The organism is Streptomyces sp. YKOK-I1, from assembly GCF_054660435.1.
On the sequence record NZ_BAAGDR010000001.1, the window covers coordinates 3,110,700 to 3,125,222 of the forward strand.

11 protein-coding genes are annotated in these 14,523 nt (G+C 72.6%); 9 read left to right on the forward strand and 2 right to left on the reverse strand.

The window, feature by feature from the left end:
* The first annotated feature begins 165 nt into the window (after positions 1 to 165).
* From lpdA to ACYQ8Q_RS13470, 6 genes are all read left to right on the forward strand, one after another.
* A complete protein-coding gene (gene lpdA / locus ACYQ8Q_RS13445; protein ID WP_460064759.1) occupies positions 166 to 1,554 on the forward strand; it encodes a dihydrolipoyl dehydrogenase in 1,389 nt (462 codons plus the stop codon).
* A 60-nt stretch (positions 1,555 to 1,614) separates the two neighbouring features.
* Positions 1,615 to 3,378: a 2-oxoglutarate dehydrogenase, E2 component, dihydrolipoamide succinyltransferase gene (gene sucB, locus ACYQ8Q_RS13450; RefSeq protein WP_460064761.1), complete on the forward strand. Its 1,764-nt coding sequence runs from the start codon at positions 1,615 to 1,617 to the stop codon at positions 3,376 to 3,378.
* A gap of 255 nt (positions 3,379 to 3,633) precedes the next feature.
* On the forward strand, positions 3,634 to 4,257 hold the full coding sequence (locus ACYQ8Q_RS13455) for a GntR family transcriptional regulator (RefSeq protein WP_055632373.1): 624 nt from the start codon (positions 3,634 to 3,636) through the stop codon (positions 4,255 to 4,257).
* Positions 4,258 to 4,489: 232 nt separating this feature from the next.
* A complete protein-coding gene (gene aceE / locus ACYQ8Q_RS13460) occupies positions 4,490 to 7,192 on the forward strand; it encodes a pyruvate dehydrogenase (acetyl-transferring), homodimeric type (RefSeq protein WP_460064762.1) in 2,703 nt (900 codons plus the stop codon).
* A 96-nt stretch (positions 7,193 to 7,288) separates the two neighbouring features.
* Positions 7,289 to 8,266, forward strand: coding sequence for a helix-turn-helix transcriptional regulator (locus ACYQ8Q_RS13465; protein WP_460064765.1), 978 nt, complete (start codon positions 7,289 to 7,291; stop codon positions 8,264 to 8,266).
* Between the two features lie 57 nt (positions 8,267 to 8,323).
* Entirely contained in the window at positions 8,324 to 8,842 is a 519-nt protein-coding gene (locus tag ACYQ8Q_RS13470; RefSeq protein WP_460073301.1) for a DUF4240 domain-containing protein, read from the forward strand.
* Between the two features lie 22 nt (positions 8,843 to 8,864).
* Here the strand turns inward: ACYQ8Q_RS13470 and ACYQ8Q_RS13475 are convergent, their stop codons facing one another.
* Positions 8,865 to 9,092, reverse strand: coding sequence for a hypothetical protein (locus ACYQ8Q_RS13475; protein ID WP_460064766.1), 228 nt, complete (start codon positions 9,090 to 9,092; stop codon positions 8,865 to 8,867).
* A 77-nt stretch (positions 9,093 to 9,169) separates the two neighbouring features.
* Complete coding sequence (locus ACYQ8Q_RS13480; RefSeq protein WP_460064768.1) at positions 9,170 to 10,051, reverse strand: peptidoglycan recognition protein family protein; 882 nt, start codon at positions 10,049 to 10,051, stop codon at positions 9,170 to 9,172.
* A gap of 190 nt (positions 10,052 to 10,241) precedes the next feature.
* Here ACYQ8Q_RS13480 and ACYQ8Q_RS13485 point away from each other — a divergent pair, with 190 nt between their 5' ends.
* The 3 genes from ACYQ8Q_RS13485 to ACYQ8Q_RS13495 all read left to right on the forward strand — a co-directional run bounded on the left by ACYQ8Q_RS13485 (position 10,242) and on the right by ACYQ8Q_RS13495 (position 14,493).
* Positions 10,242 to 11,426, forward strand: coding sequence for a MarP family serine protease (locus ACYQ8Q_RS13485; protein WP_460064770.1), 1,185 nt, complete (start codon positions 10,242 to 10,244; stop codon positions 11,424 to 11,426).
* A 506-nt stretch (positions 11,427 to 11,932) separates the two neighbouring features.
* Positions 11,933 to 12,832, forward strand: a complete 900-nt coding sequence (locus tag ACYQ8Q_RS13490) for a TIGR01777 family oxidoreductase (RefSeq protein WP_460064772.1) — start codon at positions 11,933 to 11,935, stop codon at positions 12,830 to 12,832.
* Positions 12,833 to 13,029: 197 nt separating this feature from the next.
* Positions 13,030 to 14,493: an NAD(P)/FAD-dependent oxidoreductase gene (locus tag ACYQ8Q_RS13495; RefSeq protein WP_460064774.1), complete on the forward strand. Its 1,464-nt coding sequence runs from the start codon at positions 13,030 to 13,032 to the stop codon at positions 14,491 to 14,493.
* Positions 14,494 to 14,523 lie beyond the last annotated feature (30 nt).

The following is a 14,523-nucleotide window of genomic DNA, read 5'->3' on the forward strand; positions in this document are numbered from 1 at the left end:
GCGTCTCACATAGGTGCCCCGTGTCTCGTTGGCCTCCGACAAGTGCGAGGATGGGCGTCGGCAGGACAGGGCCCCCACCACAGGGCCGGAGAAAGAGCGGCCGGACACCAGCCGCCGGCGGTCAGCGACGACCGGCGCACGGCGCACATGCATGGAGGACGTGACGTGGCGAACGACGCCAGCACCGTTTTCGACCTAGTGATCCTCGGCGGTGGTAGTGGCGGTTACGCCGCGGCCCTGCGCGGGGCGCAGCTGGGCCTGGACGTCGCCCTGATCGAGAAGGACAAGGTCGGCGGCACCTGCCTGCACCGGGGTTGCATCCCCACCAAGGCCCTGCTGCACGCGGGCGAGATCGCCGACCAGGCCCGCGAGAGCGCGCAGTTCGGCGTCAAGGCCACCTTCGAGGGCATCGACATCGCCGGGGTCCACAAGTACAAGGACGGCGTGATCTCCGGCCTGTACAAGGGCCTCCAGGGTCTCGTCGCCTCCCGGAAGGTGACGTACATCGAGGGTGAGGGCCGCCTGTCCTCCCCGACCTCCGTCGACGTCAACGGACAGCGCGTCCAGGGCCGTCACATCCTGCTGGCGACCGGCTCCGTGCCGAAGTCGCTGCCGGGCCTGGAGATCGACGGCAACCGGATCATCTCCTCCGACCACGCCCTCGTCCTGGACCGCGTGCCGAAGTCCGCGATCATCCTGGGCGGCGGCGTCATCGGCGTCGAGTTCGCCTCGGCGTGGAAGTCCTTCGGCGCGGACGTCACCGTCATCGAGGGTCTGAAGCACCTCGTCCCGGTCGAGGACGAGAACAGCTCCAAGCTCCTGGAGCGCGCGTTCCGCAAGCGCGGCATCAAGTTCAACCTGGGCACCTTCTTCTCGAAGGCCGAGTACACCGCCGACGGCGTCAAGGTCACCCTGGCCGACGGCAAGGAGTTCGAGGCCGAGATCCTGCTGGTCGCGGTCGGCCGCGGCCCGGTCTCCGCCGGTCTCGGCTACGAGGAGCAGGGCGTCGCGATGGACCGCGGCTATGTCCTGGTCGACGAGTACATGCGGACGAACGTCCCCACCGTCTCCGCCGTCGGTGACCTGGTCCCGACCCTCCAGCTCGCGCACGTCGGCTTCGCCGAGGGCATCCTGGTGGCGGAGCGTCTGGCCGGTCTGAAGGCCGTCCCGATCGACTACGACGGTGTCCCGCGGGTGACGTACTGCCACCCCGAGGTCGCCTCCGTGGGCATCACCGAGGCCAAGGCCAAGGAGATCTACGGCGCGGACAAGGTCGTCGCTCTGAAGTACAACCTGGCGGGCAACGGCAAGAGCAAGATCCTGAACACCGCGGGCGAGATCAAGCTCGTCCAGGTCAAGGACGGCGCCGTGGTCGGCGTCCACATGGTCGGCGACCGCATGGGCGAGCAGGTCGGCGAGGCCCAGCTGATCTACAACTGGGAGGCGCTGCCGGCCGAGGTCGCCCAGCTCATCCACGCCCACCCGACGCAGAACGAGGCGCTCGGCGAGGCCCACCTGGCCCTCGCGGGCAAGCCGCTGCACGCGCACGACTGACCCCTCGGTCGACCAAGCGACGACACAGACTTCCGCAATTCGTAAGGAGCAACCGAAACCATGGCGGTTTCCGTAACCCTTCCGGCGCTCGGCGAGAGCGTCACCGAGGGCACCGTCACCCGCTGGCTGAAGGCCGAGGGTGAGCGCGTAGAGGCCGACGAGCCGCTGCTCGAGGTCTCCACCGACAAGGTCGACACCGAGATCCCCGCGCCCGCCGCGGGCATCCTGGCGTCCATCAAGGTCGCCGAGGACGAGACCGTCGAGGTGGGCGCCGAGCTGGCGATCATCGACGACGGCACCGGCGCCCCGGCCGCCGCTCCGGCCCCCGCCGCCGAGCCCGCCGCGGCACCGGCTCCGGCCCCCGTGGCCGAGGCCCCGGCCGCCCCGGCCCCGGCCCCCGCCGCCGAGGCCCCCGCGGCCGCCGGTGGCGCGTCCGGCACGGACGTGGTCCTGCCCGCGCTCGGCGAGTCCGTCACCGAGGGCACCGTCACCCGCTGGCTGAAGGAGGTCGGCGAGGAGGTCGCGGAGGACGAGCCCCTGCTCGAGGTCTCCACGGACAAGGTCGACACCGAGATCCCGGCGCCGGTCGCCGGTGTCCTGCTGGAGATCGTCGTCGGTGAGGACGAGACCGCCGAGGTCGGCGCCAAGCTCGCCGTCATCGGCGCCCCGGGCGCGGCTCCGGCCGCCGCTCCGGCCCCGGCCGCCCCGGCTCCGGCGCCCGCCGCCGCTGCCCCGGCCGCTCCCGCCGCCCCGGCTCCGGCCCCGGCTGCTCCGGCCGCCCCGGCCGCCGCCGCTCCGGCCCCGGTCCAGCCCGCGGCTCCGGCCCCCGCTCCGGCCCCGGTCGCCCCGGCGCCCGTGGTTCCCGCGCCCGCCGCCGCCCAGCCCACCGACGAGGGTGCGTACGTCACCCCGCTGGTGCGCAAGCTCGCCGCCGAGAACGGCGTCGACCTGGGCTCGGTCAAGGGCACCGGCGTCGGCGGTCGTATCCGCAAGCAGGACGTCCTCGCCGCCGCCGAGGCCGCGAAGGCCGCCACCGCTGCCCCGGCTCCGGCCGCCGCTGCACCGGCCGCCGCGAAGAAGGCCCCGGCGCTGGAGGTCTCCCCCCTGCGCGGCCAGACCGTCAAGATGCCCCGCATCCGCAAGGTCATCGGCGACAACATGGTCAAGGCGCTGCATGAGCAGGCGCAGCTGTCCTCGGTCGTCGAGGTCGACGTCACCCGTCTGATGCGGCTGCGGGCCCAGGCCAAGGACTCCTTCGCCGCGCGCGAGGGCGTCAAGCTCTCCCCGATGCCGTTCTTCGTGAAGGCGGCGGCCCAGGCGCTGAAGGCCCACCCGGTCATCAACGCCAAGATCAACGAGGCCGAGGGCACGATCACCTACTTCGACTCCGAGAACGTCGGGATCGCGGTGGACTCGGAGAAGGGCCTGATGACCCCGGTCATCAAGGGCGCCGGCGATCTCAACATCGCGGGTATCGCCAAGGCCACGGCCGACCTGGCCGGCAAGGTCCGCGGCAACAAGATCACCCCGGACGAGCTGTCCGGCGCGACCTTCACCATCTCCAACACCGGTTCGCGCGGCGCGCTCTTCGACACGATCATCGTGCCGCCGGGCCAGGTCGCGATCCTCGGCATCGGTGCCACGGTGAAGCGTCCGGCCGTCATCGAGACGGAGGAGGGCACGGTCATCGGCGTCCGCGACATGACGTACCTGACCCTGTCCTACGACCACCGCCTGGTCGACGGCGCCGACGCGGCCCGTTACCTGACCGCGGTCAAGTCGATCCTGGAGGCCGGCGAGTTCGAGGTCGAGCTCGGCCTGTAACTCGCCTCTGCGTTCAGGCCGGTGCCCCCACCCGGAGTTTCCGGGTGGGGGCACCGGCCTGTAGGGGCGCGGGGAACTGCGTGACCGGCCCCCCACAGCCCGCATCCGCCCGACGACAGGCCGGACCGCACCCGAAGGCGCCGCAAGCCACATGTAAGTCTCGTCTCACCTGCGTAAAAGCGCCCCTGCACGCCCTCTCACCGGAGCGAACCGGCCGTATTGTCTAAACGTCAAAGCCCTCCCTAAGGAGCACTCATGACCGCGCCCGTCGTCCACTCGCTGCGCGAACAGATCCGCGAGCACATCGTGGAGGGGATCGTCAGCGGTCGCTGGAAGCCGGGCGAGCGCATCGTGGAGCGGCGGATCGCCACCGAGCTGGAGGTCAGCCAGACCCCGGTGCGCGAGGCGCTGCGCGAGCTGGAGAGCCTGCGGCTGATCGAGTCCGCGCCGAACAAGGGCGTCCGGGTGCGCAACCTGACCGCGGCCGACCTGGAGGAGAGCTACCCGGTGCGGGCCGGTCTGGAGGCCATCGCCGCCGAGCTCGCGGCCCAGCGGCTGGCCGAGGACTGCTCGGCGCTGGAGCCGCATGTCGCCGCGCTCTACGAGGCCGACCGCAACGCCGACGGCACCGCCCAGGTCCGCCACACCGTCGGCTTCCACCGCGAGCTGGTCCGGGCCGCCGGCAACTCGGTGCTGCTGCACACCTGGGAGGGCCTCGGCATCGAGGTGTTCACCGCGCTGTCCATCCGCTGGCTGGGCACGGTGCAGCAGTCGTACGCGGAGGAGCACGAGGAGCTGGTGCAGGCGTTCCGCCGCCGGGACCCGAGGATCGCGGAGCTGGTGAAGGCGCATGTCCTGGGCTGCGCGCCGCGCGCCTGAGACACCCGAGCGCACCCATGCTCACCTGCGGAAATCCATCGAACAAGCGGCACCGGGTGCCTGTCCGAAAGACACCCCGTGCCGACTTTCTCGGAATCGAGAGGTTTTTCCTTTCAACCCTTTGATCGATCATCGATCAGAGTTAGAGTCGCCGACGGACCTCCACCGGGGTCCACAGCCCTGTCCTGCCAAAGACCAAGGGCACCCCCCTTCGACTGAGGAAGGCGGCGACATGACCGACCCCAACGCCATCCAGCCCAGCGAGCTCGACCAGCTCCCGGACCGCGACCCGGAGGAGACCGCCGAATGGCAGGCCTCGCTGGACGCGGTCGCCAAGGCGGCCGGCCCGCACCGTGCCGCGTACCTGATGCGCCGCACGCTGGAGAGGGCGGAGGGCAACGGCATCGCGCTGCCGAAGCTCCTCGAGACCGACTACGTCAACACCATCCCCACCGCCGCCGAGCCGTCCGCGCCCGGTGACGAGGAGATGGAGCGGAAGATCACCGCGTGGAACCGCTGGAACGCGGCCGCGATGGTCACCCGCGGCTCGAAATACGGCGTCGGCGGCCACATCGCCACCTTCGCCTCCGCGGCCTGGCTCTACGAGACCGGCTTCAACCACTTCTTCCAGGGCAAGGAGGCCGACGGTTCGGGCGACCAGCTCTACATCCAGGGCCACGCCTCCCCCGGCATCTACGCCCGCGCCTTCCTCGACGGCCGGCTGACCGAGTCCCACCTGGACAACTTCCGCCGTGAGTCCGGCGGCGACGGCCTGCCGTCCTACCCGCACCCGCGCCGGCTGCCCTGGCTGTGGGAGTTCCCGACCGTCTCCATGGGCCTCGGCCCGCTGTCGGCGATCTACCAGGCCCGGTTCAACCGGTACCTGACCAACCGCGGCATCAAGGACGTCTCCGCGTCGCACGTCTGGGCCTTCCTCGGCGACGGCGAGATGGACGAGCCGGAGTCGACCGCCGCGCTCGCGCTCGCCTCCCGCGAGGGTCTGGACAACCTGACCTTCGTCATCAACTGCAACCTCCAGCGCCTCGACGGCCCGGTCCGCGCCAACTTCAAGATCGTGCAGGAGCTGGAGGCCCAGTTCCGCGGTGCCGGCTGGAACGTGATCAAGACGCTGTGGGGCAACGCCTGGGACGAGCTGTTCCGGCTCGACACCACCGGCGCGCTGGTACGCCGGCTGCGCGAGGTGCCGGACGCCCAGGTGCAGACGTACCAGACCCGCGACGCGGCCTACATCCGCCAGGACTTCTTCGGCAAGGACCCGGCGCTCGTCGAGATGGCGAAGCTGCTGTCCGACGACAAGATCCTCGAGTGCTTCCACCTCTCGCGCGGTGGTCACGAGGCGCGCAAGGTCTACGCCGCCTACAAGGCCGCCGTCGAGTTCAAGGGCGCGCCGACCGTGATCCTGGCCCAGACGGTCAAGGGCCACACCCTCGGCGAGGGCTTCGCGTCCAAGAACGCCAACCACCAGATGAAGAAGCTGTCGGTGGACGAGTTCAAGGCGATGCGCGACCTGCTCGAACTGCCCATCAGGGACAGCGACTTCACCGACGGCGTGGTGCCCTACGGCCACCCGGGCGCCGACTCCCCCGAGGTCCGCTACCTCCAGGAGCGCCGCGCGGCCCTCGGCGGCCCGGCCCCGGCCCGCCGGGTGCACCCGCTGGCCCCGCTGCCCGCCCCCGCCGAGAAGGCGTTCGCCTCCTTCGACAAGGGTTCCGGCTCCCAGAACGTGGCCACCACCATGGCCTTCGTCCGTCTGATCAAGGACCTGGTCAGGGACAAGGAGACCGGGAAGCGCTGGGTGCCGATCGTCCCGGACGAGGCGCGCACCTTCGGCATGGAGTCGCTGTTCCCCTCGCTGGGCATCTACTCGCCCAAGGGCCAGACGTACGAGCCGGTCGACCGCGACCAGCTGATGTACTACAAGGAGGCCAAGAACGGCCAGATCCTCAACGAGGGGATCACCGAGGCCGGTTCGATGGCCGACTTCATCGCCGCGTCCACCGCGTACTCCACGCACGGTGAGGCGATGATCCCGTTCTACATCTTCTACTCGATGTTCGGCTGGCAGCGCACTGCCGACCAGATGTGGCAGCTCGGCGACCAGCTCGGCCGCGGCTTCCTCGTCGGCGCCACCGCGGGCCGTACGACGCTGACGGGCGAGGGTCTCCAGCACGCCGACGGCCACTCCCCGGTCATCGCCGCGACCAACCCGGCCGCGCTGACCTACGACCCGGCCTTCGCGTACGAGATCGCCGTGATCGTCAAGGACGGTCTGCGCCGGATGTACGGCGAGGCCGCCCCGGGTGAGGACCCGAACGTCTTCTACTACCTCACGGTCTACAACGAGCCGCTGCCGCAGCCCGCGAAGCCGGCCGGTCCCGGCATCGACGAGGGTGTCGTCAAGGGCCTGTACCGCTTCAACACGGCGGAGTCGGCGGGCCTGTCCCCGGCGGCGAACGCCCCGCGCGTCCAGCTGCTGGGCTCCGGTACGGCGATCCACTGGACGCTTCAGGCGCAGCGGCTGCTGGCCGAGGAGTGGGGCGTGGCCGCCGACGTGTGGTCCGCGACCTCCTGGTCCGAGCTGCGCCGGGACGCGCTGGAGGCCGACGCGGCGCTGCTGCGCGGCGAGGAGCGCATCCCGTACCTCCGGCAGGCGCTGCACGGCGCCGAGGGCCCGGTGCTCGCGGTCTCCGACTACATGCGTCAGGTCCCGGACCAGATCGCGCAGTGGGTGGAGCAGGACTGGTCCTCGCTCGGCGCGGACGGCTTCGGTCTCTCCGACACCCGTGAGGGGGCGCGCCGCCACTTCGGCGTGGACGCGCAGTCGGTGGTCGTCGCGGCGCTGGCCCAGCTGGCCCGGCGCGGCGAGGTCAAGGCCACCGCGGTGAAGGAGGCGCGCGAGCGCTACGGCCTGTAGCAGCCGGGGGCCGTCGTAGGTCACGGTTTAGGGAAGGGGTGTGCGGCGACCGCCGTACGCCCCTTTCCGGTGCGCGGGCCCCGGCATCATGACCGTATGCGCGCTGCCCGCCTCATCAAGATGGTGCTGCTCCTGCAGTCCCGCCCCGCCATGACCGGCGCCGAGCTGGCGCGGGAGCTGGAGGTGTCCGAGCGGACCGTCACCCGGGACGCGCAGGCGCTGTCGGAGGCGGGCGTCCCGGTGTACGCGGAGCGGGGGCGGGCCGGCGGCTACCGGCTGGTCGGCGGGTACCGGACGGGGCTGACCGGGCTGGCCCGCAGCGAGGCGGAGGCGCTGTTCCTGAGCGGGGTGCCGGGGGCGCTGCGGGAGATGGGTCTGGAGGACGCCGCCTCGGCGGCCCGGCTGAAGGTGTCCGCCGCACTGCTGCCCTCGCTGCGGGACGCCCCGAAGGCGGCGGCGCAGCGGTTCCATCTGGACGCGCCCGCGTGGTTCCGCGAGCCGGAGACCCCCGGGGCGCTGGCGGTGCTCGCGGAGGCGGTGTGGGACGACCGGTGTGTGCGGGCGCGCTACCGGCGCGGGGAGGGTGAGGTCGAGCGGGAGCTGGAGCCGTACGGGCTCGTGCTGAAGGCGGGGGTCTGGTACCTGTGCGCGCGGGTGGGCGGCACCGGGGCCTTCCGGACGTACCGTATCGACCGGTTCGTCGGGATCGACGATCTGAAGGATCGTTTCAGCCGGGACGAGGACTTCGATCTGCCGGGGTTCTGGGGCGAGCAGGCGGAGCGGTTCGCGCGCTCGATCCTGCGCGCCGAGGTCGTCGTACGGCTGTCGGAGGCCGGACTGCGCGCGCTGACGCACGCCGTGGATCCGGTGGCCGCCCGGGACGCGCTGGCGACGGCCGGGGAACCCGACGCCCGGGGCTGGGTGACGCTGACCCTGCGGGTGGAGTCGGAGCACGTGGCGCACACGCAGCTCACCGGGCTCGGCGCCGAGGCCGAGGTGGTCTCCCCCGATTCCCTGCGGCGGCGGTTCGCCGAGGACGCGGGACGACTGGCGGAGTTGTACGGGCAAGCGTGACAATCCCCGGCACTCCGGGTGCGCCACACCCCCGCAGGCACGATGCTTGGACCCGTGATGGACGAGTTGGAGTTCTGGGAGCTGGTGGACGCCTCCCGTACGGCCGCGGAGGGCGACCCCGAGGAGCAGGCCGACCTGCTCGTGGAGCGGCTGGTCCGGCTGGACCCGGAGTCCGTGCTCGACTTCGCCCGGCACTTCGAGTCCCGCTACAACCGCGCCTACACCTGGGACCTGTGGGGCGCCGCGTGGGTGCTGCTCGACGGGGCGAGCGACGACGCCTTCGACTTCTTCCGGTGCTGGCTGATCGGGCAGGGCCGGGAGACCTTCGAGGGCGCGGTGCACGATCCGGACACCCTGGCGGAGCTGCTGGAGGAGTTCGACGAGGAGATCGACGGGGACGGGGAGGAGCTCGGGTACGCGGCCGACGAGGCCTACGAGCAGCTCACCGGGACCGTCGCGCCGGACCTCGGCATCGAGCCCGCGCCGTCCGAACCCGAGGGCACGCCCGTCGACTTCGAGAACGAGGGGGCGCTCGCCGAGCGCTATCCCCGGCTGTGGGGCCGCTTCAAGGAGTGAGGGACCGGTCCGTCGGCCGGTGTCACACGCCCGTCCTGCGGCGGGTGCTGTCCGTCGGGATGTACGCCTGCGTCTGGTCGGCGCGCACCGCGTGGTGCAGCGGGGCCTTGTTGGCCTGTTCGAGGGCGGACGCGGTGACGGCGGCCGGGCCCAGGACCACGGCGGTGACGGCGCACAGGACCGCCCAGGGACCGCGGGCCTTCCTGGTCCAGCCGGCGGTGGTGTGCTCGCTCGCGTGACTGCTGTTCATCGTCCCCGCCTCCGGTCGGTCTCTCTTGTGTTGTCCATGACGGTAGGCGGCGGGGATGGGAGAACCCTGAATCCTGCCTAAGGCGTTCCTGTGAGCGTCCCCGAGGGTGCTGTGACGGCCGCCCGGCCCTGGAGCCGCGCGGCCGCGGCCCGGATCTCGGGCAGGCGGGCGGTGAGGGCGGCGCCGGGACAGCTCGTCATGTAGCCGTCGTTGTGGCCGGCCAGGGCGGGCAGGGTGGCGGTGGTGCCGGCCGCGTACCGGCTGAGGCTGTTGCTGGAGGTGAGGCGGGCCATGGTGCGCGGGTCGACGTCGGCGAGGCCGAGCTTCCAGGCGGCCAGTGCGGCGATCGCGTCGACCATCGGCTGCGGGACGGGCACCCCGGCGGTGAACGTGCCGAGGGCGGCGATCCCGGCGGTGCGGTGGTTGAAGCCCTGGGTGTGGGCGCCGGTGACGGGGCGGTCGATCCCGCCCGCGCGGCCCTCGTAGATGGTGCCGCAGCGGTCGACGAGGAAGTTGTAGCCGATGTCGTCCCAGTCGCGGGCGCCGGTCTGGCCCGTGTACAGGTAGCGGATGATGCGGGGCGCGTCGGCGCAGTCGTAGCCGTTGGGCGAGTCGGTGTGGTGGACGAAGACCGCGACGACCTTGTCGTCGTAGCGCGGCGGCGGCTGCGGGCGCAGGGTGCGGGCGTCGAGCCAGGCGGTGCGGGGCACGATCGGCGGCCGGACCGCGGTGTGCGCGGGCTCCGCCGTGCTGCGGGCCGGGGTGGGCAGCCCGGCCCGGGCGGCCGGCCGGGCCGTGGTGAGGTGGTCGGCGCCGCCCGTGCACAGCACCAGGGCGGTGACGGCGGCGAACCCCGGCAGACAGCCCAGCAGCGCGAGGAGCGACCCCGGTATCCGCGCCGGGCGCCGTCCTCGTCGCGTTCCCCGGCCCCCGCGCGGGGCCGGTCGAAGGGCGCACATGGACCCACTGTCGGCCGGTTCCGTCCCGCCCGCGATGTGTGCTGTGCCACCTGGTGGAACCATCGTCCCCGTCCACGGCGTTTTCCGGGGTGCACGCACGCGGGGCCGATCGTGTTCAGCCACGCTCGCGTGCGGCTGATCACTGGGCCCGTCCCCCACGTACTGAAGGGTCCTAGAGAAAGGCGGCCCCGTGGACCTGCTCGACATCCTGCTGGCGTTGGTGATCCTCGCCTACGCCGGCTCCGGCTATCGGCGCGGACTGGTGGCGGGCTGTGTCTCGCTCGCCGGGTTCGTCGGCGGGGCGGTGGTCGGTGTGTGGGTGCTGCCATGGGTGATGAAGCTGGTGACGCCGGGGACCACGGCGGCGACGGTGGCCGCGGTGTTCACGGTCCTGGTGCCGGCGGCGTTCGGGCACGAGCTGGCGGGGCGGCTCGCGCTGCGGCTGCGGCGCGAGCTGGACCGGGGGCCGCTGAGGGTGGCGGACGGGATCGGCGGGGCCGTCGCGAACGCGGTGGCGGTGCTGATCGTGGCGTGGGTGGCGGCGAGCGTGCTGGGCGCGTCGCCCTCCTCGCCGGTGGTGACGTCGTCGATCCGGGACTCCAAGCTGCTGGGCGCGGTGCAGGACGCCATGCCGGACACCACCCCGGCCTGGTTCTCCAACGCCACGTCCGCGCTCACCCAGGCGGGCTTCCCGCAGGTCTTCAACCCGTTCGAGAACGAGTCGACGGCCGAGGTGGCCAAGCCCAGCGGCGACAGCGTGACGGCGAGCGCGACCAACGCGGCGAAGCTGAGCACGGTGAAGATCGAGGGGTCCGCGGGCGACCAGGGCCGCGAGGGCAGCGGGTTCGTGTACGCGCACGAGCATGTGATGACCAACGCGCACGTGGTGGCCGGCATCGACCACCCGAGCGTGCGGGTGGGCGGGGTGGGTGCCTCGTACGACGCGACGGTAGTGCTCTTCGACGCGAACAAGGACGTGGCCGTGCTGTACGTGCCGCAGCTGCGCGCCCCCGTGCTGCGCTTCGACGACTCGGCGGAGCGGGGCGACGAGGCGGTCGTGGCGGGCTATCCGCAGGACGGCGACCTCAATCTCCAGGCGGCGACGGTCGCGAACCGGGTGAAGGCGACCGGCCGGAACATCTACAACGACTCGACCGTGACCCGTGAGATCTACTCGATCCGCTCGACGGTCCGCCCCGGCAACTCCGGCGGGCCGCTGCTCACCACCTCCGGCGAGGTGTACGGGGTGGTCTTCGCGCAGTCCACGTCCGACAAGGAGACGGGGTATGTGCTGACGGCGGCGGAGGTGTCCGAGGACGCGGCGCGGGCCGCGAAGGCCACGGCGGCGGTGGACACGGGTGAGCTGACGAGCTGATTGCGTGTTCGGGTGCGGCGCCGTGGGGGCTGGTCGCGCCCCGCGGCGGAGCCGCATATCAGATACAGCCCCGCCGCCCCTGGGAGGGCGGCGGGCGCCTGCACGGCGGGACTCGTCGGCGACGGCGAGGCCCTGTATCTGCCGTTCGTGCGCGGTGTCAGCGAGCAAGGTCGGCGGCACCAGGCGGATTTGACGCCCTCACCTGCCCGAGGTCGGTCTTACACGGCCTCCGCAGGCCTGACTTCCCGCCCGTCCGGCGGTAGGTCCCACAACTCCGCTGTCGGACAAGGCGATCCTCACCATGCCGCTGCACCCCTCCGGGCCACTACCGACAGGATGCCCTACACCTCCACCCTGAAGGGCGGAGCACTGGGCAAGTGTTCGGTAGCTGAGGACACGGTCGCCGTGTTCGGCCACCAGATGGTCCTCGGGGCGGTGGCGGGCCCCAGGCCACGCATGGCGGGGCCCGACGGGGGTTTTACGCCGTTGCCCGGCAGGATGACTCCATGCAGAAGGAACGTGTGCGAATCGCGGTGGCCGGCGCTTCCGGTCTCATCGGAAGCGCCCTGGTGCGGTCCCTGACGGCCGACGGGCACGAGGTGGTCCGGCTGGTGCGGCACGCGCCCCGGGGCGCGGACGAGGTGCGCTGGGACCCCGAGCGGGGGCAGGTGGACGCGGCGGGGCTCACCGGGTGCGCGGCCGTGGTCAACCTGGCGGGCGCCGGGGTCGGGGACCGGCGGTGGACGGAGGACTACAAGCGGCGCATCCACGACAGCCGGGTGCACGCCACGGCGGGGCTCGCCCGCGCGATCGCCTCGCTCGACGAGCCGCCGCGGGTGTTCGTCAACGGCAGCGCGATGGGCATCTACGGCGAGACCGGCGAGCGGGTCGTGGACGAGGACGCGCCCGCCGGCACGGGCTTCCTGCCGGAGCTGTGCGTGGAGTGGGAGGCCGCCGCGGCGCCCGCCGGACAGGCCGGGGTACGGACGGTCTTCACCCGGACCGGGCTGGTCGTGGCGCGCGGCGGCGGGGCCTGGGGGAAGCTGTTCCCGCTGTTCCGGGCGGGCCTCGGCGGGCGGATGGGCGACGGCCGGCAGTACTGGTCCTTCATCGCGCTGCACGACGAGGTCGCGGCGATCCGGTACCTGATGGACCGTGACGAGCTGTCGGGTCCGTTCAATCTGACCGCGCCCGAGCCGCTGACGAACCGTGAGATCACCGAGGCGATGGGGCGGGTGCTGCGGCGGCCGACGCTGTTCCCGGTGCCGGCGCCGGTGCTGCGCACGGTGCTGGGCGAGATGGCCGGGGACGTCCTGGGCAGCGCACGGGTGGTGCCGAAGCGGCTGCTGGAGTCCGGGTTCACCTTCGCGTTCCCGGGGATCGAGGACGCCGTGCGTGCGGCGTGAGAGGGCTCGTACGGCGGTGTGCGACCGGGTGTGCCCACCTGCGACGACCGTATGCGACCGCCGTGCGACCGTGCCCTGTCCATGCGCGACTGTCCCTGACCGTTCCCGGCCCTAACCTCGATCCGAACTCGGGCATCCCGGAAGCCAGTTGGGGGCATGACGTCTCCACCGGCCGCGCAAACCTCGAGGAGGGGCACGTGCTTGAGCCCGCGTACCAGGCAGACGTCGTCGTCGTGGGAGCCGGAGTCGCCGGACTCTCCGCCGCACATCGGCTGACCAGCGCAGGAATTACGACCGCGGTCCTGGAGGCCGCCGATTGCGTCGGCGGCCGCATGTCGACCGAGAAGGTCGACGGCTTCCGGCTCGACCGCATCGGCCAGCTGCTGTCCACGGCCTACCCCGAACTGGGCCTGACCCCGGGGCTCGACGCGCTCGTGCTGCGTCCCTTCGCCCCCGGAGTCCTGCTGCACAGCGACGGGCGCCATCACCGGGCCGGCGCGCAGGCGGGCGCGGGGAGCGCGAGGGGCGCACTCCATGCTGTACGCGCCCTGGCGAGCGCCCCTCGGCCCGGTGCGCTGCCCCGGCCGCGCACGGCCGCCGCCCGGTCGGTGCCGCTGCCCGGCGGACGGGGCGTGCCGTTGCCCGGCTCCCGCTCGGGCGGGCCCTGGCAGTCCGTCCCGCCGCCCCGGGTGCGGCCCGGCGCTCCGCTGGGCACGGCCGTGGACCAGGCCCGGCTGGGCGCCGCCCTCACCCGGATCGCGGCCACCCCCGCCGAACGGCTGCTGCGCCGCCCGGAGTCGGCGGCGGCCGAGGCCCTCGCCGCGCGCGGGCTGCCCGCCCGCACGATCGACGGGTTCCTGCGCCCGCTGCTCGCCGCACTGCTGTGCGACCCGGACCTCACCACCTCCAGCCGCTGTGCGGACCTCGCGCTGCGCGCATTCGCGGCGGGCCGGCTCTGTGTGCCGGAGGGCGGCGCCGAGGTGCTGCCGGAGCTGCTCGCCCGGACGCTGCCGCCGGGCGTGGTGCACACCGGGGTGCGGGTCACCTCGGTCTCCACGACCTCGGTGACCACCGCCGAACACGGCGTGTTCCGCTGCCGCGCGGTCCTGGTGGCCACCGACGCGCGCACCGCGGCCGAGCTGCTGCCCGGTCTGCGGGTGCCGGACTTCCACCCGGTGACGGTGGTCCACCACACCACGGACGAGCCCCCGGCGACCGGCGGGTCCCTGCTGCTGGACGCCGACCGCGGCGGCCCGGTCGCGCACACGACGGTGACCAGCGCGGTCGACCCCTCGCGGGCGCCCGAGGGCCGCGCCCTGATCTCCTCCACCGTCCTCGGCACCCCGCCCGACGGCGTCGACACCGCCGTACGGATGCATCTCGCACGGCTGTACGGCGCCTCGACCGCGCGGTGGGAGACGCTCGCCGTCCACCACACGGCCGAGGCCGTGCCCGCGATGCGCCCGCCGCACGATCTGCGGCGGGCGGTACGGCTCCTGGCGGGGCTGTACGTGTGCGGGGACCACCGGGACACCAGCACGGTCCAGGGGGCGCTGCACTCCGCCCATCGGGCGGCTGCGGCGATTCTGTCCGATCTGGGGGCGGGTGGGTCCATACACCGGGCTGATCCGGTGCGGGGCGCTGCCGCTGAGGCTGCTTGAGGTCGTTGTTCGAGTGCGGCAGCGTGGGGG